Annotated in this window: 20 protein-coding genes; 10 read left to right on the top strand and 10 right to left on the bottom strand. The window is 68.3% G+C overall.

The annotated features are described in order from the left end of the window. Window positions 1-9: 9 nt before the first annotated feature. Window positions 10-663, top strand: coding sequence for a glutathione S-transferase family protein (locus tag U0042_RS06075; protein WP_114811663.1), 654 nt, complete (start codon window positions 10-12; stop codon window positions 661-663). 60 nt (window positions 664-723) lie between these two features. Beyond that, a complete protein-coding gene (locus U0042_RS06070) occupies window positions 724-1,761 on the top strand; it encodes a pyridoxamine 5'-phosphate oxidase family protein (RefSeq protein ID WP_114811662.1) in 1,038 nt (345 codons plus the stop codon). Here the strand turns inward: U0042_RS06070 and U0042_RS06065 are convergent. Continuing rightward, entirely contained in the window at window positions 1,682-2,692 is a 1,011-nt protein-coding gene (locus tag U0042_RS06065; protein WP_114811661.1) for a LysR family transcriptional regulator, read from the bottom strand. The two genes, U0042_RS06070 and U0042_RS06065, sit on opposite strands and share 80 nt — an antisense overlap. Window positions 2,693-2,853: 161 nt before the next feature. Between U0042_RS06065 and U0042_RS06060 the strand changes: the two genes are divergently transcribed. Both U0042_RS06060 and U0042_RS06055 read left to right on the top strand, forming a co-directional pair. Next, window positions 2,854-3,729, top strand: a complete 876-nt coding sequence (locus U0042_RS06060) for an aldo/keto reductase family oxidoreductase (protein WP_114811660.1) — start codon at window positions 2,854-2,856, stop codon at window positions 3,727-3,729. Window positions 3,730-3,850: 121 nt separating this feature from the next. Continuing rightward, window positions 3,851-4,084, top strand: a complete 234-nt coding sequence (locus U0042_RS06055; protein WP_114811659.1) for a hypothetical protein — start codon at window positions 3,851-3,853, stop codon at window positions 4,082-4,084. A 137-nt stretch (window positions 4,085-4,221) separates the two neighbouring features. On the opposite strand, the gene U0042_RS06050 is transcribed toward U0042_RS06055, so the two are convergent. Then, window positions 4,222-5,355 (bottom strand): aldose epimerase family protein, encoded by a 1,134-nt coding sequence (locus U0042_RS06050; RefSeq protein WP_232833438.1) that lies wholly within the window; start codon window positions 5,353-5,355, stop codon window positions 4,222-4,224. Between the two features lie 160 nt (window positions 5,356-5,515). Beyond that, entirely contained in the window at window positions 5,516-6,436 is a 921-nt protein-coding gene (locus U0042_RS06045; RefSeq protein WP_114811658.1) for a LysR family transcriptional regulator, read from the bottom strand. Window positions 6,437-6,617: 181 nt separating this feature from the next. Here U0042_RS06045 and U0042_RS06040 point away from each other — a divergent pair, with 181 nt between their 5' ends. From U0042_RS06040 to U0042_RS06025, 4 genes are all read left to right on the top strand, one after another. Next, window positions 6,618-7,853 (top strand): MFS transporter, encoded by a 1,236-nt coding sequence (locus tag U0042_RS06040; protein WP_114811657.1) that lies wholly within the window; start codon window positions 6,618-6,620, stop codon window positions 7,851-7,853. Between the two features lie 127 nt (window positions 7,854-7,980). Next, window positions 7,981-9,366, top strand: a complete 1,386-nt coding sequence (locus U0042_RS06035) for a c-type cytochrome (RefSeq protein ID WP_114811656.1) — start codon at window positions 7,981-7,983, stop codon at window positions 9,364-9,366. Continuing rightward, window positions 9,363-9,857: a (2Fe-2S)-binding protein gene (locus U0042_RS06030; RefSeq protein WP_114811655.1), complete on the top strand. Its 495-nt coding sequence runs from the start codon at window positions 9,363-9,365 to the stop codon at window positions 9,855-9,857. Before U0042_RS06035 ends, U0042_RS06030 begins: the two co-directional genes overlap by 4 nt. Before the next feature lie 16 nt (window positions 9,858-9,873). Continuing rightward, a complete protein-coding gene (locus U0042_RS06025) occupies window positions 9,874-12,150 on the top strand; it encodes a xanthine dehydrogenase family protein molybdopterin-binding subunit (protein ID WP_114811654.1) in 2,277 nt (758 codons plus the stop codon). A 176-nt stretch (window positions 12,151-12,326) separates the two neighbouring features. Here the strand turns inward: U0042_RS06025 and U0042_RS06020 are convergent, their stop codons facing one another. Next, entirely contained in the window at window positions 12,327-15,323 is a 2,997-nt protein-coding gene (locus U0042_RS06020) for an ATP-binding protein (protein WP_114811653.1), read from the bottom strand. A gap of 223 nt (window positions 15,324-15,546) precedes the next feature. On the opposite strand from U0042_RS06020, the gene U0042_RS06015 reads away from it, so the two are divergent. Then, window positions 15,547-16,569 carry a helix-turn-helix transcriptional regulator gene (locus tag U0042_RS06015; RefSeq protein WP_114811652.1) on the top strand — a complete coding sequence of 341 codons (1,023 nt, stop codon included), beginning with the start codon at window positions 15,547-15,549 and terminating at the stop codon, window positions 16,567-16,569. Window positions 16,570-16,608: 39 nt separating this feature from the next. Here U0042_RS06015 and U0042_RS06010 read toward each other — a convergent pair whose 3' ends face one another. After that, the gene (locus U0042_RS06010) at window positions 16,609-18,399 is read right to left on the bottom strand and encodes an FAD-dependent oxidoreductase (protein WP_114811651.1); all 1,791 of its coding nucleotides are present in this window, start codon (window positions 18,397-18,399) and stop codon (window positions 16,609-16,611) included. Window positions 18,400-18,752: 353 nt separating this feature from the next. On the opposite strand from U0042_RS06010, the gene U0042_RS06005 reads away from it, so the two are divergent. Next, on the top strand, window positions 18,753-19,661 hold the full coding sequence (locus U0042_RS06005; protein WP_114811650.1) for a LysR family transcriptional regulator: 909 nt from the start codon (window positions 18,753-18,755) through the stop codon (window positions 19,659-19,661). Here U0042_RS06005 and U0042_RS06000 read toward each other — a convergent pair. From U0042_RS06000 to U0042_RS05980, 5 genes are all read right to left on the bottom strand, one after another. Beyond that, the gene (locus tag U0042_RS06000; RefSeq protein WP_232833425.1) at window positions 19,648-22,431 is read right to left on the bottom strand and encodes an ATP-binding protein; all 2,784 of its coding nucleotides are present in this window, start codon (window positions 22,429-22,431) and stop codon (window positions 19,648-19,650) included. The genes U0042_RS06005 and U0042_RS06000 overlap by 14 nt on opposite strands. A 270-nt stretch (window positions 22,432-22,701) precedes the next feature. Further along, window positions 22,702-23,136, bottom strand: coding sequence for a PRC-barrel domain-containing protein (locus U0042_RS05995; protein ID WP_198665342.1), 435 nt, complete (start codon window positions 23,134-23,136; stop codon window positions 22,702-22,704). A 176-nt stretch (window positions 23,137-23,312) separates the two neighbouring features. Next, window positions 23,313-23,750 carry a DUF3331 domain-containing protein gene (locus U0042_RS05990; protein ID WP_114811649.1) on the bottom strand — a complete coding sequence of 146 codons (438 nt, stop codon included), beginning with the start codon at window positions 23,748-23,750 and terminating at the stop codon, window positions 23,313-23,315. Window positions 23,751-23,988: 238 nt separating this feature from the next. Beyond that, on the bottom strand, window positions 23,989-24,753 hold the full coding sequence (locus U0042_RS05985) for a YoaK family protein (RefSeq protein ID WP_232833424.1): 765 nt from the start codon (window positions 24,751-24,753) through the stop codon (window positions 23,989-23,991). Next, on the bottom strand, window positions 24,750-25,025 hold the full coding sequence (locus U0042_RS05980; RefSeq protein WP_114811648.1) for a DUF1427 family protein: 276 nt from the start codon (window positions 25,023-25,025) through the stop codon (window positions 24,750-24,752). Before U0042_RS05980 ends, U0042_RS05985 begins: the two co-directional genes overlap by 4 nt. Between the last annotated feature and the right edge of the window lie 3 nt (window positions 25,026-25,028).

Raw genomic sequence — 25,028 nt, 5'->3', positions numbered from 1 at the left:
AGTCTTCGCATGTCCCCCACGCCTGCCGCTTCGCGCCCGCGCCAACCCATTCGTCTTCACACCACCCGCCTGTCCGGCCACGGCCACCGTGTGCAGCTGTTTCTCACGATGCTCGATCTGCCGTTCGAAGTGGTCGAGGTGAACATGAAGGCCGGCGACAACCGCCGTCCCGAGTTTCTCGCGCTCAATCCGTTCGGCCAGGTGCCCGTGATCGAAGACGGCGAGACCGTGCTGTTCGATTCGAATGCGATTCTCGTCTATCTCGCGAAGCGTTACGGCGACGCGTCGTGGTTGCCCGACGACCCGCACGGCGCCGCGGCCGTGCAGCGCTGGCTCTCGCTCGCCGCGGGGCCTATCGCCTACGGTCCGTGCGCGGCGCGGCTCGTCACCGTGTTCGGCGCGCCGCTCGACCACGCCTTCACGCAACGCGTGGCCGTGAAGCTCTTCGACGTGATCGAAGGTGAGTTCGCGAGCAAGCGCTTCGCCGCGGGCGACACGCCGACCATCGCGGACATCGCCGCCTACGCCTACATCGCGCACGCGCCGGAAGGCGGCATCTCGCTCGATCCGTATCCGAACCTGCGCGCGTGGCTGCGCCGCATCGAAGCGTTGCCGCGCTTCGTGCCGATGCCGCAGACGAAGGCCGGGCTGCTGGCGGAATAACGCATCGCGCGGCCGTTGCCGTTTCGAAGCCACCATCGCGCTCATCGGGAGAAGCTCACCATGTCCGACCTTTCGACCTTGCCGCCGTCGGTCTCGCAGAACGAGCCGCGTGCCGACTGGCCGTTCCACGCCGGCGAACTCGAAGCGCAACGGCGCGCGGACCCAGGCAGCGACGGCAACAGCGGCGGCACGCGCGGCATCCGCACCTACCTGCCGGAGCAGCATCGCGCGTTCTACGCGGAGTTGCCGTTCATGGTGCTGGGCGCACTCGATGCAAACGCGCAGCTCTGGGCAACGCTGCGCGTGGGCGCACCCGGCTTCGTTTCGTCGCCGGACCCGCACACGCTGCGCGTCGCGGGCCGGACGTTGCCCGGCGATCCGCTCGCGGATGCATTCAAACCAGGCGCGGCCGTGGGCGGCCTCGGCATCCAGTTCGCGACACGCCGACGCAATCGCGTGAACGGCATCGTCACCGCCGCGAGCGACGACGCTTTCACGCTGCACGTGAGCCAGAGCTTCGGCAATTGCCCCAAGTACATCCAGCGCCGCGAGCCGCTGCCGTTGCCACCGCAGTTATCCCTTTCGCGCGATGGGTCCGCGCATGCCGCGGCACCGCAGCGCATCGCCACCACGCTCGACGACGCCGACCGCGCACTGATCGCCAACGCCGACACGTTCTTCATCGCGAGTGCCAACCTGGCCGACGACGCCGGGCCGGCGCGCGGCGTGGACGTCTCGCATCGCGGCGGCCTGCCGGGCTTCGTGCGCGTGGACGACGCCCGCACGCTCACCGCGCCCGACTTCAAGGGCAACCGCTACTTCAACACGCTCGGCAATCTGATCCGCCATCCGCGCGCGGGGCTTCTTTTCATCGACTTCGAACGCGGCGACCTGCTTTATCTGGCCGTGCAGGCCGAGGTGATCTGGAGCGGCCCGGAACTCGACGCCTTCGCGGGCGCCGAGCGGCTCGTGCGATTCCACATCGAAGAGGTGCGGCGCAGCGCGGGCGTGGTGCCGTTCAGGTGGTCCGCGGTGGAGTACGCCGCGCAGTTTTCACCGCCGTTTTCATCGTCGTTTGCGCCGCAGCCGGGTGCTTAGCGGTTGATTGCCTGGCGGCCGGCGCTGTCGTGGCGGGCGCCTCGCCGCGCTTCAGAAAATCGATGAACGCCCGCAACGGCGCGGGCACGTGGCGGTAGCCCGGGTAGTACAGGAACGGCCCCGAAAACCGCTGCCACCATGGCTCCAGGATCGGCTCCAGCGCGCCGCTTTCCAGGTGGGGCCGCAGCATGTCTTCGAACAGGTGCACCACGCCCACGCCCGCGAGCGCCGTGCTCACCACGAGGTCCATCGCCGCCGCGGGCCGCACCACCAGCGTGCCGGGCGGGTCGAGCCGCACCACTTCCCCGTCGCGCTCGAAGGTCCACATGGCCATCGCGCCGCCCGCGAACTGGCCGCGCAGACATACGTGGCCGAGCAGCTCGCGCGGATGCTCGGGGCGTCCGTGCAGATCGAGGTAAGCGGGCGTCGCGGCGGTCGCGAAGCGCTCCACGCGCGGGCCGATGGGCACCGCGATCATGTCCTGTTCGAGCCGCTCGTCGTAGCGGATGCCGGCGTCGCAGCCCACTTCGAGCACGTCGACGAAACCGTCTTCCACCACCACTTCCACGCGGATGCCGGGATACGCCTGCAAGAACGGCGGAATCACGCCGGGCAGCACGATGTGCGCGGCACTGGAGGGCACGTTGAGCTTCAACGTGCCCGCGGGCTTGTCGCGAAAGCCGTTCAGCACGTCGAGCGCGGCTTCCATTTCCGCAAACAGCGGCGTGAGCTTTTCGATGAGACGCTGGCCCGCCTCGGTGGGCGCCACGCTGCGCGTGGTGCGGTTGAGCAGGCGCAGACCCAGCTTCGCCTCGAGGCGCCGCACCGCCGTGCTCAGGCTGGACGCCGACACGCCGCTCACGCGCGCCGCGTCGCGAAAGCCGCCCGCGCGGGCGACGGCGACGAAGGCGGCCAGATCGTTCATTTCCATGCTGGACCTTTCCAGAAGCTTTCCGAGAGGGCTTACCGCGTTGATTTCGCTGTGCAGCTTTTTGCACAACCTGTACACACTAGCCTGGATTATCGAACAGCGCAGTTACGCCCATACTGGCCCTCGCCTCCTCTCTCACACCCACATTCAAGGAGAACGACATGGCTACGATGCAACTTGCCGGCACCTTCCGGCTGGGCGATCGCACCGTGAACCGCATGGGCTACGGCGCCATGCAACTGGCCGGCCCCGGCGTGTTCGGACCGCCGAAAGACCGCGCGGCCTGCATCGCGGTGCTGCGCGAAGCCGTGGAAGCCGGCGTGAATCACATCGACACGAGCGACTTCTACGGCCCGCACGTCACGAACCAGATCATTCGCGAAGCGTTGCATCCGTACCCGGACGATCTCGTGATCGTCACCAAGGTCGGCGCCGTGCGCAACGCGGAGGGCGCGTGGCTGCCCGCCCTGGAACCCGCGCAGATCGCTCAGGGCGTGCACGACAATCTGCGCAATCTTGGCCGCGACGTCATGGAAGTCGTGAACCTGCGCGTCATGGGCGACGTCCATCGCCCGTCGGAAGGATCGATCGAAAAGCAGGTGACGGCACTCGCGGAGCTTCAGCAGAAAGGGCTCGTGCGCCACATTGGCCTCAGCAATGCGACCGCGGCGCAGGTGGCCGAAGCGCAGCGCATCGCGCCCGTGGTGTGCGTGCAGAACCACTACAACGTGGTCCACCGCGACGACGACGCGCTCATCGACCACCTCGCCGCACAGGGCATCGCCTACGTGCCGTTCTTTCCGCTGGGCGGCTTTTCGCCGATCCAGTCGACCAAGCTCGCGCAGATCGCCCGCGCGCTGGACGCCACGCCCATGCAGGCCGCGCTGGCCTGGCTGCTGCATCGCGCGCCGAACGTCCTGCTCATTCCGGGGACGTCGTCCGTCGGGCATCTGCGCGAAAACCTGAAGGCGGCGCAGCTCGAATTGAGCAGCGAGGTGCTGGCCGAAATGGACGCCATCCGCACCGAGGCGCAATAAGGCGCCGCACGTCGCTCGTTGGCCCTCGCGTGCGTGCATGCCGACGGAGCACGCGGGTTGCTTCACCTTGCTTGAAGCGATGGATGCGCGGCATCCGTTCGAACCATCAAGGAGGACCGACATGCAACGACCGCAAGAACGCGCAAGGCTTGCCAGCAGCAGTGGCAGCGGCCACGAAGCGCCGGGCGATGAAGCACCGGGTGACGAAGCACCGGGTGACGACGCACCCGCCAACGCGCCCGCGACCGGCGAGAACCTGTGCCCCGACTGCCGCGGCACGGGCGTGCTGGACGGCAAACCGTGCGCGACGTGTGAAGGCACGGGCCGCGTGACGCAGGGAATCGGCGGCGGTTGAAGCGGCGGCGATGTGCGGCGCGTGCCTGGCGCGGCGCACGTCGAGTCAGGCAGACGAGCCTCGGCGGCGGATGCGGGCCGCGGCTCCCTTCCCGAACCCGCACAGGCCATGCGCAAAAGGCCAGAAGCCTCGGCCCCTCACCGCACGCCCAGCTTCCACAGCGTCACCTCGTGCAGCGTTTCGCCGGGCCGCAACTCGGTGGAAGGAAACGCGGGCTCGTTAGGCGAGTCGGGAAAGTGCTGGGCTTCCAGCGCGAAAGCGTCCGTCTGTCGGTACATCGTGCCGGAGCGGCCCACCGCGCTGCCGTCCAGGCTGTTCGACGTATAGAACTGCAAGCCGGGCTGCGTCGTGTAGACGTCGAGCACGCGGCCCGAAGCGGGGTCGTAGGCGCGCGCCGCAAAGCCGGGCTCCGTGCGGCCGCCGTTGTCCAGCACCCAGTTCTGGTCGTAGCCGCGCGCGATTTTCAGCTGGCCGAACGCATCGCGCAGATGCGCGCCGATGGGCGTGAGCGTGCGCACATCCAGCGGCGTGCCTTGCACGGGGCTCAGTTGGCCGGTGGGAATGGAGGTGGCGTCCGTGGGTGTATAGCGTTGCGCCGCGATCTCGATCATCTGCTGCTCGACGTTGCCCGACGCCTCGCCCGCCAGATTGAAGTAGCTGTGGTTCGTCAGGTTGACCACGGTGTCCTTGTCCGTCGTCGCGCGATAGTCGATGCGCACCGTATCGTCGCTCGACAGCGTGTAGGTGACGTCCACCGTAAGCGTGCCCGGAAAGCCGTTTTCGCCGTCCGGGCTCACATAGCGCAGCGTCACGCTCGCATGCGTGGCGTCGCCACGTGTCGCGACGGTGGTCCACAGCTTCGTGTCGAAGCTGTTCGGGCCGCCGTGCAGCGTGTTGGGGCCGTCGTTGACGGGCAGCGTCCACGTGCGTCCGTCGAGCGTGAAGCGGCCGTGCGCGATGCGGTTCGCGTATCGGCCAATGGTCGCGCCGAAGTGGATGTTGCCGTTGTAGGCCTCGTAATCGGCAAGCGAGCCGAAGCCCAGCACGATGTCGGCGAGCGCGCCGTGGCGGTCCGGCGCATCGAGTTCGGTCACGATGGCGCCGTAGTTGATCACTTTCAGCGTCACGCCATGCGCGTTGCTCAACGTGTATTGAGTCACCGCCGCGCCGGACTTCGCGGTGCCGTACGGCGCCTGAGTGAGCACAACTTCAGCGGCCTGTGCGGCGTGCGTGCCGCATGCGGCGCACGCGGCGAAGACGAACGCGGCCACGCCTCGACAGGCGAGCCGGTGCGGTCGAATAAAGGTTGCCGGTTTCACGTCGACTGTTCCCCCGTGGTGGACCCGATCGTGCGGCGTGCCTTCCGCCCGCAGGTATCCGCCACGTGCGCATGATCTGTGCCGCGGCCGGCGACGATCCGGCGGAACGTCGCTACGCGCCTTCGCGCAGCGCGAGCCGCGCTTCGAGAAACTGCAGCAACGCACGCACCTTCGACGAATTGCGCCGGTTCGGCAGATACGCCGCGTAGGCCACCACCTCGCCGCTTTGGGGCGTGACGCAATAGTCGGGAAAGAAACGCAGCAGGCGGCCGGCGGCGAGGGGCTCGTTCACCAGCCAGTCGGGCAACAACGCGAAGCCCTGCCCCGCATGCACGGCTTCGAGCAGCATGTCGAGGCTGTTCGATAGCAGCCGGCCGCGCACCGGCACGCGTTCCTCGCTGCCGTTGCGCGTGAAGGTCCACACCTGGCGCGCGCGATAACTGCCGCCGTAGGCAATGCGCACGCACTCGCGTTCCGCCAGTTCCGCGGGCGTTTGCGGCGCGCCCACACGTTCGATATAGGCCGCGCTCGCCACCACGAAACGCGGGTTCGCGGCCAGCGTTCTCGCGATCAGGCCGGGGTCGCTCGACGGCAGCCCGATGCGCAGCGCCACGTCGATACGTTCGAGCGCGAGATCGACGAAGCGGTCGGACACCAGCACGTCGAGCGCCACGCGCGGGTAGGCGTCGAGGAACGCGGCCAGATGCGGCGCCAGCACGATGCGGTTGTACGTGGAGGGCACCGTCACGCGCAGCGCGCCCACGGGTTCGGCGCCGCTGTCCAGCACGCTCTCGTCGGCCTCGGCGAGTTCGTCGAGCAGCTTCGAGACTTGCGCCACGTAGGCCGCGCCGGCGTCCGTGAGGCTCACGCGGCGCGGCGTGCGCGTGAGCAGCGCGGTGCCGAGCGACGCTTCGAGCGCATCCATGAGCCGCGTCACCGACGACGTCGCCACGCCAAGCCGCTGCGCGGCCCGGGCGAAGCCGCCGGCGTCGGCCACTTCGAGCAGCGTCGTAAGGGCGAGCAGTTTGTCCATGCGGCGGATTATGCCAGCGCAGGCACGCCCGACAGACCGACGTTGCGCTGCACGCAAAGCGGGGTTGCGTGCCGTACGTATTCCGCGCGCGGCACCGGCCGCCTATGCTTGGCGCGGTCGGTATTCAAGCCGCTATTCATCTCCGTATTCATCGTTGGTCGTCGTCATTCAAGGAGTCGTCATGTCCACGCCGTCAAGCGCGCTGGCCGGCCACGGCAAGGCCGCCGGCCTCACCCAGGGCCTCATCGCGCTCTTCGCCTTCAGTTGCGGCGCCATCGTCGCGAACCTGTATTACGCGCAGCCGATCACCGAACTGATCGGGCCGTCGCTGCAGATGTCGGACGGCACGGCGAGCCTCATCGTCTCGCTCACACAGATCGGCTACGCGCTCGGCCTCTTCTTCATCGTGCCGCTCGGCGATCTGCTCGAAAACCGCAAGCTCATGATCGCGACCGCCGTGGTCTCCATCGCGAGCCTGGCCGCCGCGTCGGTCCTGCATTCGGCGGGGGCATTCCTCGCGGTCTCGCTGCTGGTCGGCTTCAGCTCGGTCGCGGTGCAGATCCTGATTCCGCTCGCCGCGCATCTCGCGCCCGACCATTCGCGCGGCCGCGTGGTGGGCACCGTCATGGGCGGACTGCTGCTCGGCATTCTGCTGTCCCGGCCGCTTTCCAGCATCGTGGCCGGGCACTTCGGCTGGCGTGTGGTGTTCGCAGGCGCCGCGGTCGTCATGACCATCGTCACCACCGTGCTCGCGTTCACCATCGCGCCGCGCAAGCCCGATCATCGCGCCACCTATTTCGAACTGATCGGCTCGCTGCTGCACCTCGGGCGCACGATGCCCGTGCTGCGCCATCGCGCGCTGTACCAGGGACTCATGTTCGCGTCGTTCAGCCTTTTCTGGACCGCGGTGCCGATCGAACTCACGCGTCACTACGGGCTTTCGCAGACCGCCATCGGCGTGTTCGCGCTGGTGGGCGCCATCGGCGCAACGTCGGCGCCCGTGGCGGGCCGGCTGGCCGATGCGGGCCACTCGCTGCGCGCCACGCTCGTCGCACTCGTGGCCGGTGCGCTCGCCTTTGCGCCGGCGCTGGTTCATCCCGCGTGGGGCGTGGCGGGCCTCGTCGTGACGGGCATCGTGCTCGACTTCGCCGCGCAGATGAACATGGTGCTCGGCCAGCGCGAAATCTATGCGCTGCACGCGGCAAGCCGCAATCGGCTGAACGCGCTGTACATGACGAGCATCTTCGTGGGCGGCGCCATCGGTTCGGCACTGGCCAGCGTGCTCTACGAGCATGGCGGCTGGCCGCTCGTGGCGGGCGTGGCCATGGCGTTCCCCGTTGTCGCGCTGCTGCATTTTCTCGCGGTGGGCCGGCCGCATGTGCGCAATCAGGCAGCGCGCGCGGCACCTTCGGCATGAGCATGCGTGTGGCCGGTCAGCGCTTCAGAACGATTAAGCCCTGGTTTCAGGCCTCGTCAGGACAAACGGCGTGGGCCTGACAGAAACTAGGCGCCATCGTGGAACCAGCAAGCAGGCGAGGAGCGACATGAATCGCAGACGACTATGGATAGCCGCAGCCGGCCTCGCCATCGCGGCGCTCGCTGTGGCGGCAGGCATGATGTACAAGCCCGCCATCGATCCCGTGCCCGTGCCCTCGCCCGCCGGCTTCGACCCTGAGCTCGTGCGCGAGGGCGCGCGCGTGGTCGCGCTGGGTGACTGCGTGGTGTGCCACACGTCCAAAGACGGCCGCCCCTTCGCGGGCGGCCTGCCGCTCGCCACGCCGTTCGGCACGATCTACGCCACCAACATCACGCCCGACGCGGACACGGGCATCGGCCACTGGTCCGAAGCCGCGTTTGCGCGCGCATTGCGGCACGGCATTGCGCGCGACGGTCATCCGCTCTACCCCGCCTTTCCCTACGTCCACTTCACGCGCATGCCCGACCGCGACATCTCGGCGGCCTACGCGTATCTCATGAGCCGCGACCCGGTTCATGCCACCGCGCCCGCGAACCGGTTGATCTTCCCGCTCAACTTCCGCCCGCTCGTCGCGTTCTGGAACGTACTGTTCTTGAGGCCTGGGCCACGCGAGCCCGACACGTCGCACGACGCCGTCTGGAATCGCGGCAAACTGCTCGTGGATAGCCTGGGCCACTGCGCCTCGTGCCATTCGCCGCTCAACGCGATTGGCGGCGAAAAGGCGGGCCACGCGTTCGACGGCGGCATCGTGGACGGCTGGGAAGCGCCGCCGCTCAATGCGCTTGCCGATGCCGTACGGCCGTGGACGGAGGCGCAACTCGTCGAATATCTGCGCACGGGGCGCGCCTCGGAACACGGGGCCGCCGCGGGCCCCATGCTGCCCGTCACGCGCGACCTCGCACGCGTACCCGCCGAAGACGTGCAGGCCATTGCGGCGTACCTCCTCTCGATCCAGAAGACGCCTGCGTTGATGAACCCAATCAACGCAGGCAATGCAACGTCAGCAACGGCCGCCACACCCACGATCACGCAAGCCGCGTTGCAAGCCGCGCCGCAAGCCGGATTACAAGCCGGGTTACAGCCCTCCTCGCACGCCACCACCCCCGCCGAGCAACGCGGCGCCACGCTCTTCAACGCCTCGTGCGCGCAGTGCCACGGTCCCGCGTCGCCCATGCAGACGCTCGGCGAACGCGCCACGCTCGCGTTCAGCACCGCCGTCAATGCCGTGACCCCGCGCAACGCGATCCAGATGATGCTCAACGGCATCGCCTGGCACGGCGAAGACGCCATCCACTACATGCCCGCGTTCAGCGGCCTCTACGACGACCGCCAGATCGCAGACCTCGCGGCCTACATCCGCGGCGCGTATTCGGCGAAACCCGCGTGGCCCGACGCCGCGCCGCTCGTCGCCGACCTCAGGAAGACGCTCAAAACGGAGGACTCCGCACGATGATCTCCCTCACCGTGAACGGCGTGCAGCACACGCTCGACATCGATCCTTCCACGCCGCTGCTCTACGTGCTGCGTAACGACCTGCATCTGCACGGCGCGAAGTTCGGCTGCGGCCTCGGGCAATGCGGGGCCTGCACCGTGATCGTGGACGGCGAGGCCACGTTCTCGTGCCTGCTGCCCGTGAGCGCCGTGGGCACGCGCGCCGTGCGCACCATCGAAAGCCTCGGCACCGCCGCGCAGCCGGGGCCGCTGCAAAAGGCGTTCATCCAGCACCAGGCCGCGCAGTGCGGCTACTGCATCGCGGGCATGATCATGCGCGCCCAGGCGCTGCTGGACCGCAACCCGCATCCCACCGAACAGCAACTGCGCGAGCACATGGAGCCGAACCTCTGCCGCTGCGGCACGCACATGCGCATCCTCGCCGCCATTCGCGAAGTGGCCGGGCTGCCGGAGCCGAAGGTCGAAGCACCCTCCACGCACACCGCAACCTGAGAGCAAGGGCCGACCGATGAACCCTCAAGACGAAACCATCGACGAAGGCCGGCGCCGCTTCATGGTGTCGGGCGCGCTCGTCGTGACGTTCAGCCTCGTGCCGGGCGCCGAGGCGCTGGCGCAGCAAGTGATCGCCGACGAAGGCGCCGCGGTGCATGTGGCGAAAGAAACGCAAATGCTGGCGGGCAGCCTGAAGACGAACCCGCTGCTCGACGCGTGGATCAAGATCGCACCTGACGGCAAGGTCACGGTGTTCACGGGCAAGGTGGAACTGGGCACGGGCGTGCGCACCGCGTTGCTGCAAGTGGCCGCGGAAGAGCTGGACATGGCGCCCTCGCTCATCACGTTTCTCACCGCGGACACAGGTGCCTCGCCCGACGAAGGGCTGACCGCGGGCAGCCACACCATCGCGGACAGCGGCAGCGCGCTGCTGAACGCGTCGGCGCAAGTGCGCGGCCTGCTCGTGGAGGCCGCGGCGAAACGCTTCGGCGTGGCAAGCAGCGCGCTCGTGGCGCGCGACGCCGTGATCCGCGCGCCGGACGGCCGCACCATGACGTACGGCGAGGCGGTGGGCTTCGTCGATCTGCATCGCAACGCAACGCCCACGTCCCCGCTCAAAGACCCGAAGACGTTCAACGTGATCGGCACGTCGCTGCCGCGGCTCGACATTCCGTCGAAGGTCACGGGCGGCGTGAGCTACGTGCAGGACCTGCAGTTGCCCGGCATGCTGCACGCACGCGTCGTGATGCCGCCGTCGTACGACGCGAAACTGCTCGACACCAACGAGCACGACGTCATGAAGATGCCGGGCGTGGTGAAGGTGGTGCGTAACGGCAGCATGCTCGCCGTCGTCGCGACAGGCGAGTGGCAGGCCGTGGTGGCACAGCGCGCGCTCATGGCGGGCAGCACATGGTCGCCGGGCCGCGCCTTGCCCGACCCGGCCACGGTGCATCGCAACCTCAAGACACTGGCCACGCAGCAGATCAAGATCGCGGACCAGCACACCGCCACGGCGCCCGCCGTGAAAACGCTTAACGCCCGGTTCGAAAAGCGCTACCTGCTGCACGGATCGATTGGTCCGTCGTGTTCGGTAGCGGTGTTCGACGCGGGCAAGCTCACGGTGTGGACGCACTCGCAAGGCGTCTATCCATTGCGCGACGCGCTCGCCGAAATGCTCAGCATGCCGAAAGAAAACGTGCGCTGCATCCACACCGAGGGCTCGGGCTGCTACGGCCACAACGGCGCCGACGACGTGGCCGCGCACGCCGCGCTGATCGCCGCCGCCCTGCCGGGGCAGCCCATCCGCGTGCAATGGATGCGCGCGCAGGAGCACGTCTGGGACCACTTCACGCCTGCGATGGTGACGGAAGTAAGCGCGTCGCTGGATGCGAACGGGCAGATCGTGGACTGGCGCTACTCGCTCTGGAGCAGCTCGCACAACGAACGCATCGTCAACGCGGGCCGGCTGCTTCCGGCGCGCATGCTCGACAAGCCGTTCGTGTCGGCACCTTCCGTGCCCATGCTGCAACCCGAAGGCGGCGGCGACCGCAACGCCATTCCGCTCTACGCGCTGCCGAACCTGTACGTGATGAACAACTTCTCGCCGACCATGCCGTTGCAGACCTCGGCCATGCGCTCGCTGGGCGCGCATACGAACGTGTTCACCATCGAAAGCTTCATGGACGAACTCGCGCATGCCGCGAAGATCGACCCTGTGGCATTCCGCCTGCGGCATCTGGACGATCCGCGCGCGAAAGACGTGATCCGTCTCGCGGCGGAGCGCTTCGGCTGGCAACGCGCGATGTCTTCTCCACGGCCCCGCCATCACGGCGTGGGCTTCGGTTTCGCGAAGTACAAGAACCTGATGGCCTACGTGGCGATGGCGGTGGAAATATCGGTGGAGCCCGAAACGGGCCAGGTGACGCTGGAGCGCGCCGACGTGGCCGTAGACTCCGGGCAGATCGTGAACCCGGACGGCATCCGCAACCAGATTGAAGGCGGCGTGATTCAGTCGGCCAGCTGGACGCTGCACGAAGCGCTGCGCTACGACACCGAACGCATTCGCAGCTTCGACTGGAGCAGCTATCCGATCCTGCGTTTTTCGTCGGTGCCCAAACGCGTCGCCGTGCATCTGATCGACCGGCCTGGCGCGCCGTTTCTGGGCGCCGCCGAAGCCGCGATGGGACCGACGGCCGGCGCACTCGCGAACGCGCTTTTCGACGCGACCGGTCTGCGCATTCGCGAGATGCCGCTGGCCGGCGACGCGTTACGGCGCCGGATGGAGCAGGCGTAGAGCGAGGCCCACGCCGGCGCGTGGCGAGGCGGCGAGGGGCGAACTCGCCGCCCTGTCGTCGGCTCGTTGCCTTGCTTATTTGCCACCTCGTTGCCACCTCGTTGCCGCCTCGTCTTTCTGCCTCATTACCTCCTCGCGCGCTTCAGCGCCCCTGCCTCCAGACGCCCCGCACGCCCTCACTGCAACGACCGCGCCGCCGGATGCACGGCGAACGCCGCGGTTTGCCAGCGGGGGGCCGGCGCGGGCGCCGCCTTCTGCGACGAAGCGGCCTCGCCGCCATGCGCGGCTGCGGGCGCGGCGGCCAGCTTCTTCGCAATCGTTTCACCGAGCGTGACGAGACGGCGGATATCCGGCGCATCCGAATGCAGGTTGAAACGCGGCGAGAGATCCGTGGTGAGGGCGGCGGCCTGCCGCAATTGCCCCTTCTCCGCCAGGTGCCCCGCGAAGTCCAGCGCCGCACGCAGTTCCCACATGGGCGCGTCGTGCTCGTGAGCCAGCCGCATCGCATCGGAAAGCAGGCGGCGGCCCGCGGCCTCGTGCAGTTCGGCGGCGTCGGGCGCGCGTTCGGCCACGCGGCGCGCGCGCTCCAGCTCCACGATGCCGCGCACGCGCAGCAGTTCCGGCACGAACATGTACTCGCCATTGGCCTCACAATGCGCGAGCGTCTCGTCGAGCTTGGCGCGCGCTTCGTCGATGCGCCCCGCTCGCGTCAGCCCCTCGCTCCACGCCACGATCAACGGCGTGACGAGCCGCCGGAAGCCGCGCCCGAGCAGCCGCGCAAGCGCCGGCCCCATGCGCGCGAGCCCGGCCTCGGTACGCCAGCATTCGATATCGATCTGCCCCGCGAGGCATTCCGCGTAGTCGCGCCAGCTCTCGAAGCGATGGATCGCGGCCTGCGAGCGCAGGATGCTCAGGTAGCGCGTAGCGGTCTCCAGCTCGCCGCATTGCAGCGCCAGCGGCACCACGCCCACGGCAAGCAGATGGCTCAGCGAAGGCTCGAGCATGTCGGCCCGCACGCGATTCATCGCCTTTTCGATGTACTGCATGGCGCGTTCTGCGTCGCCCTGAATCCACGCCATGCGCGCGAGCGTGGCGTTGCCGATGATGAGCGGGTCCACCGAGAGCGAGCACTCCGAAGGGCGCGACTCGTCGATGGAATTCGTTGCGTGCTCGATGCGCTCGCGCGCCTGCTCGTGCTCGCCGTAGAGGTGCAGCGACACGGCAAGCATCTGCGCGGCGAGCGCCTGCTGGAACGGCGAGCCGCTGCGCTCCGAAAGATGCTGGAAGCGCGTGGCGAAGCGCATCGATGCGTGAATGTCGCCGGTGGTGAGCATGGTGTTCCACAGGCCCCAGAGCGCGCGCGCCTGAAACGCCTCGTCGCCGGCGTCGCGCGCGAGCCAGAGCACGCGGTTCCATAGCGACGTGGCGTTGTGCACGGGCACGTCGGTATAGAGCAGCGTGGAGGCATACGCGGTGCACAGGCGCATTTCGCAGACCGTATCCACGGCGCCCGCGGGCAACGTATCGAGCATCGTCAGCGCGCGTTGCGCGCGGTCGCGGCATTCGTGCACGAGCCCGGCTTCGAGCAGCGTGCAGACCAGCGAGCCGGCCATCGCCACGCCGAGTGCGCGGTCGCCGTCGCCGGCAAGCGCCCAGTCGCACGCCGTGCGGGCTTCGTCCAGCGACGGCAGCGGGCGCTCCTGCGCGCCGCCGCCGAGCGGCCCTCCGCCCACGGGCAGCGCGCCTTCTTCCATGCGCTTTTGCACGTGCAACATGTGGCGCGTGCCGATCAGCTGCACTTCGCCCTCGTCGCGCAGCTTTTCCATGGCGTAGGCGCGCGTCGATTCGGTGAGCCGGTACTGGGCAATGGCGCCGCGGCACTCCACGTTGACGAGCGACTTCGTGGCCAGTTCGCTGAGACTCGTGATGACGGACGCCACCGGCATGCCGGGCTCGGTGGCCACGGCGCACACCGCGTCGAAATTGAACGTGCCCGTGAAGAACGCGAGCCGCCTGAAGAGCGCCCTCGACGTGGAGTCGAGCAACGCGTAGCTCCAGTCGAACGTGGCGCGCAAGGCCTGGTGGCGCGGCAAGGCCGAACGCAGGCCGCCCGTGAGCAGATTCAGGCGGTCGTCGAGCCGCGAGGCCACGCCTTCCACGCCGAGCGTCGCCACGCGCGCCGCGGCCAGTTCCACGGCAAGCGGCAGACCTTCGAGGCGGCGACAGATGTCGGCCACGATCGCGAGGCTCGCTTCGTCCGATGCGCACCCAGGCGCGATGGCGCGAGCGCGATGCAGGAACAGTTCGACGGCGGAGTGCGCGAGGATCGTGTCGGCGGATGCGCCGTTGGCCGGCACCGCGAGCGGCTCCACGCGAAACACGCATTCGGTCCAGATACGCAGCGGCTCGCGGCTCGTCACGAGCACGCGCAGCGCCGGGTTGCGCAGCACCAGCACTTCGACGAGGCTCGCCACCGCGTCGATTACGTGCTCCGCGTTGTCGAGCACGAGCAGGCAGCCGGTGTCCGCCAACGCATCGGCCACTTCCTGGGCGGTGAGCGACTGTGCGGCGTCGGCCAGGCCCACGGCGGCCGCGAGCGTGGCCAGCACGGCATCGGGCGACGCGGCCTGAGCCAGCTCCACGAAGTACACGTTGCGCTCGCCGCGATCGCGCATCGCGCGCGCAACGTGCACGGCAAGACAGGTCTTGCCGATGCCGCCCGCGCCCACCAGCGTGGTCACGGCGGCACGGCCCATCTGCTCGACGATCTGCTCCACTTCGGCCTGCCGTCCGATCAGGCGTGCCACGCCCGCGGGCAGCATGCCGCCTTGCGGACCCGCAGACGATTGCCGCAGCGTGTCGGTATCGGCTTCGGCCGTGCGTGCCGTCTGAGCCACCAGCAGATAGCCGCGGCCCGGCACGGTCTTGATGAGATCGCGGTCGCCGCCCAGCAGCTTGCGCAACGCGGCGATGTGCACCTGGAGCCGGTTCTCTTCGACGATCAGGCCGGGCCAGACGGCATCCATGATGTCGTCCTTGGAGAGAATCGTCCCGTTGGCACGAAAGAGCACTTCCAGAATGTCGAACGCCCGCGCACCGACACGCACCGAGCGGCCGTGCTGATGAATTTCGCGCTGGTCGAAGTTCACCAGCAATGTGCCGATCTGATTCATGGCCATTCTCCTGGCAGGGTTTCGCAATGGCGCCTGCGGCATGCGCGCCCGATCAAATGTCAAAAATGTAAACGAGCGGTAATATGCCGTCTTGAACAATAGTGCTCAAGCGCATCGCACCGCGGGCAGCGCCTCGCAGGTGCCGGTGTTTCGCCGCGGTCGTTCGCGGCTGTGGTGGCGCAGCAGGTCACGAGGCCACGCCCCGTCTTGAGGAAACCGCCCCATGTCTCACGCACACACCACGACGGCCCGCCCTGCGAAGGACCCTAAAGACACGCTGGGCTGCGTGTCGAGCAAGCTGCTCAAAGACGTTCAGTTCGACGGCGACGACATCCGCTTCTACCGCAAGTGCATGGAAGCGGCGCAACTGGACCGCATTGCGATGCCCGCGTGCGAGCGCGGCTTTCTGATCGGCGTATCGCTCGCGGCCGGGCACCGGCGCAAGATCTTCCGCGGCGCGCGCGCCGTGGACCGTCGCTTCGAAGCAGGGTCCATCTATATCCGCGATTTCTCCGAGGATTACCGGGCCGACCTCTACGGCGGCTTCGACTTCGTGCTCGTGGAGCTGCCGCGCGCCTTTCTCATGCGGCTCGCCGACGAGCAGGGCGTGGCCGACATCGCGGGGCTCACCTGTGCGATGCATCAGAAAGACCGCGTGCTCGGCCATCTCGCGCAAACGTTGGCACCCGGCCTCGAAGCGCCCGGCCCGCTCGGCAAGCTCTTCATCGAAGAGGTGGGGCTCGCCATCGGCACGCATCTCGCACGGCAATACGGCAATGCGCGCGTGGCGCATGTGATGCCCGATCCGCACACACCGTTGAAGCCCATGAAAGGCGGCCTTTCCGCCGCGGCCGAAGCGCGGGCCAAGGAAATGTTGATGCAGGCCTCGCAAGCGGGCGCATCCATTTCGGACATTGCACGCGAATGCGATCTTTCGCGCGCCTACTTCATCCGCGCATTCGCGAAGACCACGGGACGCACGCCGCACCAATGGCTGCTGGAGCAGCGCACGGCCCAGGCGCGCAACCTCATCGAGGCAACCGGGCTGCCGCTCTCGGACATTGCGGCCATCTGCGGCTTTGCGGATCAGAGCCACCTGAGCCGCGTGTTCCAGAAGACGGTGGGCATGTCGCCGGGCGCGTGGCGGCGCAGCGGAGCGCCGCCCGGCGGCGCGCCGCGTGCGCAGTCGCGGCCTGCATCGGAGTCCATACCGCGCGACCAGGACACCGGCCCGCACGCCGATTGAAGCGTCGAAGGCGCCCGCGATGCGGCTCGCGGCGGGCCGCTAGGCATGCGCCTTGATGTCGGCCAGGTACGCGTGAATCTGTGCCACCACGGCCGCCCCGTCGCCCACGGCCGCGGCCACGCGCTTGGCCGACTCCGAGCGCACGTCGCCCACGGCGAAGAGGCCTCGCACGTTGGTCTCCAGCGGATAGCGGTGCCCCGTCACGACGAAGCCGCGGCTGTCCAGTTGCACGCCGCTGGTGGAGAGCCAGTCCGTTTTCGGGTCCGCGCCGATGAAGAGGAACAGATGCCGCGTCGCAATCGCCTCGCGCGTCTTGCCCTCGGCGCAACCCGGCAGCGCCTGCGCTTCCGTTCGTGGTTCCACTCGTGGTTCAACCCGCGCTTCCGCCGCCGTTTCGTCCGCGGGTCCGTCCCGCACGATATGAATCTGCGCGAGCCCGCATTCGTCGCCCTCCAGCGCATCGAGCACGCAGCCCGTGCAGACCGATACGTTGGGCAGCGCCGCGATGCGATCGATCAGATACCTCGACATGCTCGCGCGCAGGTCCTTGCCGCGAATCAGCATGCGGATGCTGCGCGCGAAGCCCGCGAGATACACCACGGCCTGGCCCGCCGAATTGCCGCCGCCGATCAGCACGATGTCTTGCCCCTTCGCGAGCCGCGCCTCGATAGGCGAAGCCCAGTAGTAGAGCCCGCGCCCCTCGAAGCGCTCGAAGCCCGGCACCGCGGGCTTGCGATACGCGGCGCCGCTCGCGGCCACCACGGTATGGGCGCGCACGCATTGCCCATCGGGGAGACCCAGCACGAAACCGCCGGAGGCACGGGCCACGTCGCGGTGTACATCGACCACGCACCCCGGAATCGCGACGTGCGCGCCGAACTTCAACGTCTGCTGGAATGCGCGCGCCGCCAGCGCCTGGCCCGAGATGCCCGTGGGAAAGCCGAGGTAGTTTTCGATGCGCGCGCTCGCGCCGGCCTGGCCGCCCGGCGAGCGGCGGTCGAACACCACGACCGAGAGCCCTTCCGAAGCGGCATACACCGCTGCCGCCAGTCCGGCGGGCCCCGCGCCCACAATGGCCACGTCGTAGACATGCGAGCGCTCGAAGGTGGGCACGAGACCGAGGCGCGTCGCGAGTTGCGCCTCGTCGGGCGCGCGCAGCACCGAACCGTCGGGGCAGAACACGAGCGGGAAATCGGCCGGGCCGGTCGTGAGTCCCGAGAGCAGACGCACCGCGTCGGCGTCCGTGCGGGCATCCACGATGGAAGCCGGATACGCGTTGCGCCGCAGGAAGCCTTGCAGGCTCACGAGGTGCGCGTCGCCGGCATCGCCCACGATGATGGGCCCGAGCCCCTGCTCGATGAGCCCGAGCCGCCGCAGAATCAGCGCGCGCATGATGTGCTCGCCCAGCTGGGCGTCCGCGACGATCAACGCACGCAGACGTTCGGGCGTGACCACGAGCGTGTCGCAATCGGTGAGCGCGAAGCCGTCTATGAGCGCGGGCTTGCCCGCGAGCTGCGCCATCTCGGCCATGAAGTGGCCGTCTTCGTGTTCGGTAACGAGTGTCTGCCGGCCCAGACGGTCGCGCGAACAGATGCGCACGCGGCCCTTGAGCAGCACGAAGAGGCCCGGCGCCACCTGCCCCGTCTCGAAGACGAGTTCGCCCGCGGCGAAGCGCTTAGGCGTCGCGAAGCGGCGCAGGCTGGCGATCTCCGCGGCAGAGAGCTTCGGAAACATCTGGTGCTGACGATGTTCGAGCGACGAGTAAGGCGTATCGAGTTCCGCTGCGGGAGCATCGGGCGAAGCGGAAAGGTTCGGCGGGCTGGCGCTCATGGTCGAACTCGGCAAACGGGTGTGCCGCGCGGCAGGCGGCACGGCTGGATAGGAGAGGTTAACGAGGGCCTACGCATAAAGCCTTGGCGACGGGTTAAACGTTCTGAACGAAGGAGTGCGGCAACACGTGCCGTCACCGTTCGTTGCTTCGTATGAAAACCATGAAGCGACATGAGTACATCGGGCCGCGTGGAAACTCACCTGCACGCAGCGGTAAAACACCTTGAAACGTTCTTAAGTACGCTCATGACGGACTCCAATCAAGCTACGATGCCGCTCATGCGCCATGGATGCCGGCTCTGCCCACATTGCCCCGCCTGCGGCGACATCCTCATACGAACAGGAATCTGGCCATGAAGCTGTCATTCGAAGCCCTCGAAGCCCTGGATGCGATCGACCGGGCCGGCACGTTCGCCGAAGCAGCGGAACAGCTGCACCGCGTGCCGTCGTCGCTCACCTATCTCGTCCAGAAGCTCGAAAGCGATCTCAACGTCGAACTGTTCGACCGCAGCGGCCGCCGCGCGCGGCTCACGCATGCGGGCCGCGTGGTGGTGGAAGAAGGCCGGCGTCTGTTGCACGCCGCGGAGCAGCTCGAACTGAAGGCGCAGCGCATTCAACACGGCTGGGAGTCGGAACTGCGCCTGTGCATCGACGAAATCCTGCCGTTCGGCGCGCTGTGGCCCTACGTGCATACGTTCTACGACCTCGCCATGGATACGCGCCTGCGCCTGTCCACCGAAGTGCTGGGCGGCACGTGGGACGCGCTCGTCACGCGCCGCGCCGACCTCGTGGTGGGCGCGACGGGCGAGCCGCCGCCGCTGCCGCATATCGTGGCGCGGCCCGTGGGCACGCTGCGCCATGTGTTCGCCGTCGCGCCGGATCATCCGCTCGCGCAACTGCCCGAGCCGCTTTCGCTCGAAACGGTGCTGCGCTATCGCGGCGCCGTGATCAGCGACACCTCGCGCGAATTGCAGCCGCGGTCGGTGGCCACCGAAGACGGCCAGCCCTACATCGCCGTGCCCACGCTCGCCGCGAAGCTGGCGGCGCAATGCGAGGGGCTCGCGGTGGGCACGCTGCCCGAGTGCCTCGCCCAGCAGGCCATCGACGCAGGCAAGCTGGTGGCGCGACGCGTCACAGGCATGCGCGAGATCACGCACTGCTACCTCGCATGGCGCGAAGACGAAGCGGGACGCGCACTGCGCTGGTGGGTGGAACAGCTCGACCGCCCCGACCTGATCGACCGCTTCATCACGCAGATTTGAGCGTGCGGCGAATGGGTGGCGAGGTGAACCTCGACGTGGACGTGGACGTCGACGTCGACGCCGACGTTGAAGCGGCGCTCGGGTCGCCGCCCGTGTTGCTGCTGATGCCGCCCGTCCCGCCCGCGCGTAAAAGGCCCGTGCCGATGCGACGCAGTTCCGCGTCGAACCAGTGCTCGCCGTTGGCTTCGCTGTGGCGCTTCGCTTCGTCCAGCGCGGCAGCGGCTTCGTCGTGCCGTCCGCAGGCTCTCAAACCGCGCGCGTATTGGCCCAGCAGCATGGTGAGCGGTGCGAGATAGCCGGTCTTGCGCAAGCCGTCGAGCGCCGCGGCGAATTCGCGCAAATGGGCCGGCTGCGGATCCACTGCACACTTGAGGCTCGCGGCATAACACGCGCAGCACGCGCTCCAGATCACGAACCCCGTGCGTGCCGCGCGCGTTTCCAGCAGCGCAATGCCTTCGCGCGCCAGGTCGTGGGCACCGGTCAAGAGCGCGACGGGCACGAGCCCTTCCACCAGCACGTAACAGGTCACGATGTCGTGTTCGTAGCGCATGGCCGCATGGAGCGCGTCTTGCGCCACATGCAACGCCTGCCGCGCATCGCCCTGCGCCCACAGCACGCGCGCCAGCGTGGCCCGCGTGGCAATGCCGTGTTCGATGCGAAAGCCCACCACGTTCCAGCGATGCGTGGGGTGTGCGTAGACGGCCAGCATCTCGTCCAGCCGTTCGCGCGCCGCCTCCTGTTCGCCGGCGTAGTGCAGCGCGATGGCCTCGAGCCGCAGGCCGATCACGCCGACAGGCAGATCGGGGAAGCGCCGCGCCAGCGCACGAAAGCGCTGCGCGAACGCGAGCGCCGTGCGGATGTTGCCGCCGTACCGGCAGGTGCTCGCCAGGCCCCACAACGCGCGCAGCTGATACTCGCCGCTCTCCGTTTCGAGCGCGAGCGTGAACACGTCGGCCCATACGTCGAGCACCTCGCGCACGGGCCCTTGCGTATAGACGCGCGCGGCACCGTAGGCCGCGAGCAGGCGCAAGCGCGTTTCGGGCGGCACGGGCGCGACGGCGGGGTCGAGCGTGGCGTCGAGTGCGATGCGCGCACGCTCGCAGCATTCGTCGATCAGCGAGGCATCGAAGAGGCACGGCACCGCGACCGCCGCGAGCGCAATGCCCACGACCGCGTCCCCGCCCGGCGCGAACGCCCAGTCGAGCGCCGCGCGCAAGTTGCCGAGTTCGCGCCGAAACGCGAGAAACCACGTGCCGGGCGCGTGCCCGCTGCTGAGCGACGGCGCCTGCGAAAACACCGTGTGGAAATACGTGGCATGCGCGAGCGCTGCCTGCTTGCGCTCGCCGCAGTCTTCGAGCTTTTGCAGCGCGTAGGCGCGCGTGATGGCGAGCAGGCGGTAGCGCGTCTGTGTGCCGGCGCCCGCGCTTTCGCGAATCACGAGCGACTTCGCGACGAGCCCGCTCAACGCATCGAGCAATTGCGCCTCCGAAAAACCGCGCGACGCGTGGTCGTTTTCGGCGCCTTCGCTCGTCACGCCTCTCACGACGTGATACGCGGCATCGAACGAGAAGCCGTCCATGAACACGCCGAGCCAGCGCAACAGCGTGCGCTCGGTGTCGTCGAGCAGGCGATAGCTCCAGTCGAGCATCGCCTTCAAGGTCTGATGCCGCGGCAGCGCCGTGCGAAAACCGCCGGCCAGAATGCGGAAGTGATCGTCCAGATGATCGGCGAGCACTTCGACGCCGAGCACGGCCGCACGCGCCGCCGCGAGTTCAATGGCAAGCGGGATGCCGTCCAGCCGCCGGCACACGGCCGCCGTCAGGCGCAGCGTGCGTTCGTTGAGCGGGAAGCGCGCGTCCGCGGCACGCGCACGCGCGATGAAGAGCTGCACGGCGCTGGCCTGCACGATGGCCTCGCCGCTGTCCGCCTCGCCGGGCACTTCGAGCGGCGGCACCTGGTGCACCAGTTCGCCGGCCACGCGCAGCGCCTCGCGGCTCGTGGCCAGCACGCACAGCCCAGCGCTCGCCGCCGTCACCGCCGTGGCCACCTGCGCGGCCACGTCGATCAGATGCTCGCAGTTGTCGAGCACGAGCAGCATGCGACGGCCCGCGAGGCCGGGCACGATGTCGGCCAGCGTCAGGCGGCCGGCGGGCCTCGCCATGCCGAGCGCCCCCGCCAGCGCAGCGGGCAGCGCGTCGGCCAGCGCATCCGCGAGCGCGTCGGCCACGAAGCGCGGGTCCGATACCGACGCGAGCGGCACGAACACCACGCCGTCCGCAAAGCGCGCGGCCACGTGCGCCGCCACTTCGGTCGCCACGCGCGTCTTGCCGATGCCGCCCGAGCCCACCAGCGTGACGATGCGCGCGGCGCCGAGTGCGTTCGTGATCTGCGCCACGGACGCCTCGCGCCCCACGAGCGCCGAAGCCGACACCGGCAGGCGCTGCGCGAGGTCCGGCGTGCCGCGCTTCACCGCCGCGTCGCTCAATGCGCCGACCAGACAATAGCCGCGCCCCGGCACCGTGCGGATGAGGTCGCGGTCGTTGCCCAGCGCCTTGCGCAAGGCGGCGATGTGAACCTGAAGGTTGTTTTCCTGAACGATGGTGCTGGGCCAGACGCCGCGGATAATGTCGTCCTTCGACACCAATGCGCCTTCGGCCCGAATCAGCAATTCGAGAATATCGAATGCGCGGCTGCCAATACGCACCACTTCGCCGTTCAAGCGAATTTCGCGGCTCTCGAGAAAGACGTGGAGTTGCCCGATCTGAATCATTGCAAGCTGTCTTTCGACAAATGAGTCGGTATTAAGTCATGCCGGCGCAGCCGGCGCGGCACGCTCATCCTACGGCATTCCCCTCATTCGAAGATTTAAATATTCCGAACTCAATGTTCGATATTTTTGATTAGACGATTTTTTATTCGCGACGCGAATCTCTCAGGCAGCACGGCTTGCTTCTTTTGCCGTTTTGAACCAGGCGGTTTTGCTGCGCCCGGCCACGCATGCCTTCGGACCGAAAAGCCGCGAAGACATGCGCCTGTCACATTACGGGTGCTGGTAAGCGTCGCGCGGCTTCGGCATCGCCGGCATCTTCGTGTACTGGAACACCGGCATGGCCTTCAGCGCCTCGCGCGTGGCGCCGGGCAGCACGAGCTTGCCGTCGGCGAAATCGAGCTGCTCGATGGGCACCGCCACGTCGTGGCGCATGCCGACGAAGCGCTGCGCATCCACGATGGCATACGAGACGGACTTGTCCGGCGCCACGACGATGTCATAGACCTTGCCCACCTGCTGGCCTTGCTCGTTGAACACGGGCTTGCCGAGAATGGAGCGCTTCACGCTCCAGCCCGCGAGAATCGCGTCGGCTTCCGTCACCGAAATGCCGATCGTCTGATGGCCCACCACCTGCGCCTGTGCGGTCTGCAGGCAGACGGCGGCGCAGGCGGCCACGGCCACCGAGATCCACGTCTTTCGAATCATGCTGTTTTCTCCAGTTGCAATGCGAACTACGAAACGGCGCCGCCCGTCACACAGGCCGGCGCCGGACTGATGTGCCGGCCGCAGGAGCGCGCGCCCGCCGCCCGAGCCGGCCGACGCGTTGCGCTTCAGAAGCCGCGTTTATCGTGCAGGTCGCGCGCGGGTTCTGGGCCGCCGTTTCAGCGCGCGGCCATCTGCTCCAGTTCCGCGGCGAGGATCATCTCCATGCTGTTCGCCGGACGGTGTGCGCCGCGCCACTGCGGCTTGTAGATCGGGTCGCCGCGGCGAATGGCCCGGCCCGTCAGCGCGCAGTAGCCGCTCGAGCGCGACTTGGCGCTGATCCAGCGCTGGTCGATGTAGCGGCAGCGCGTGGAGTCGCTCCACGACACGAGCATGGAGCTGTCGTTCTGCTTCTCCATCGCGATGATCGACGTTCGGTTCAGCCCCACGCCCGCCGCCGCCCGCGCGGCATTGCCGCCCGCTGCCTTGCGTGCGCCTGCGCCGCTGCGCGCACGCGGGCGGGCCGCTTCGGGCCGCGCTGCGTGCATGGGCTGCCGCGCCTCGGACTGAAGCCACAGCAGCATGACGACGTGTTCCCAACGATCGAGTTCTTCCATTTGGCGTGTCCTCGCACAGGAATGGCTATACCGCGGGCGCGGGCGCAACCGCTCATGGTTGCGGGCCGCTCATGGCGCACATGGATGATGCACACCGTGAAGCCAGGCGCGACGCGGCGGACATTCCGGCCGTTCGGCTACGCGGCACCCGCAGCATGAACGTTAGGCGCGTGGCGCTGAAGAGTCCTTTGCGTTCGCTTAAATCTTCTTGCAGCCGCGCGGCAAGCAGGCCGCTGCCTCATTCGGCCACCGCGCATGAACCCGGGCCGGCGCGCAGCGCGAGGATCGCGAGCAGGATGACGGGAAACAGCAGCGCCCAGAACGAGGCCTGCACGAACGCGATGCAGGCCACGATCGCCCCCATGGCAAAGCCCGCCACCGGCAGCAGGATGTCGGCAAGCCGCTCGCGGGCCGCATGCTTCGCGTCGCTCGTGCGGCCGGTGAGCGCGTCGATGGTGTACAGCACGCCCAGCGTCACGTTCAGCGTCATCATCGTGGTGGGCGGTTGGCCCGGCAGCACGAGCCGGCTGTGCGCGTTCTGCACGCCCATGGCCGCGGCGCCGAAGAGCGCGGCCACGATGGCCCACGCGCTGTCGGGCCCGTAGTGCGGCCAGACCACGAGGCCCGCGGCCATCATCAGACACAGGCAGGCGGCCTCCAGCACATAGAGGGCGCGCTCCGCAAACGCGCCGCGGCGCGTGGCCATGCCCACCACGCCGCGCGCCACGGCCACGCCCGCGATGAAAGCGGGAAACGCGAGCAGCTTGATGAGAATGCCCTGCCCCTCGCCCACCACGTTCGCGCCGATCAGCACGAAGTTCGCCGTGACGTGCGCGGCGAACAGGCCGAACAGCGCGACGAAGCCGAACGCATCCACGTAACCGGCAATGAACGCGAGGATGGTGACGAGGCGTTGCGGCGTCGAAGCCTCGGCACCGGCCTCGGCTGCCTGCACGGCAGACGGTGAAACGTTCATGTCGATGTCCTGGTGCGGCGTGCTCATGACTTCGGCTGATCGTCGGCGCCTGCGTCGCGCTGCGCGGCGACGATGGGCGTGGGCGTCGGCGTGGACGACGTGGAGGCCGGCGCGCTGACCGCAGCCGGCGCATTGCGGGCCGCGAGATGCGCCTTCAGCTGCGTCACGAGCTGGTCGCCGCCCAGCATGCCGAGCAGCCCCGCGAGGGCGATCAACGGCGGCGCCGGCGATTTCAGGCCGAGCAGCCCATAGCCGATGCCGAACAGCAAGCCCGATAAGAGCGAGTAGACGTATTGCATGAC

The organism is Paraburkholderia kururiensis (genome assembly GCF_034424375.1).
Lineage (GTDB): Bacteria > Pseudomonadota > Gammaproteobacteria > Burkholderiales > Burkholderiaceae > Paraburkholderia > Paraburkholderia kururiensis_A.
Note: the sequence above shows the minus strand (reverse complement) of the source record. Positions and strands in the feature narration are given on the sequence as shown.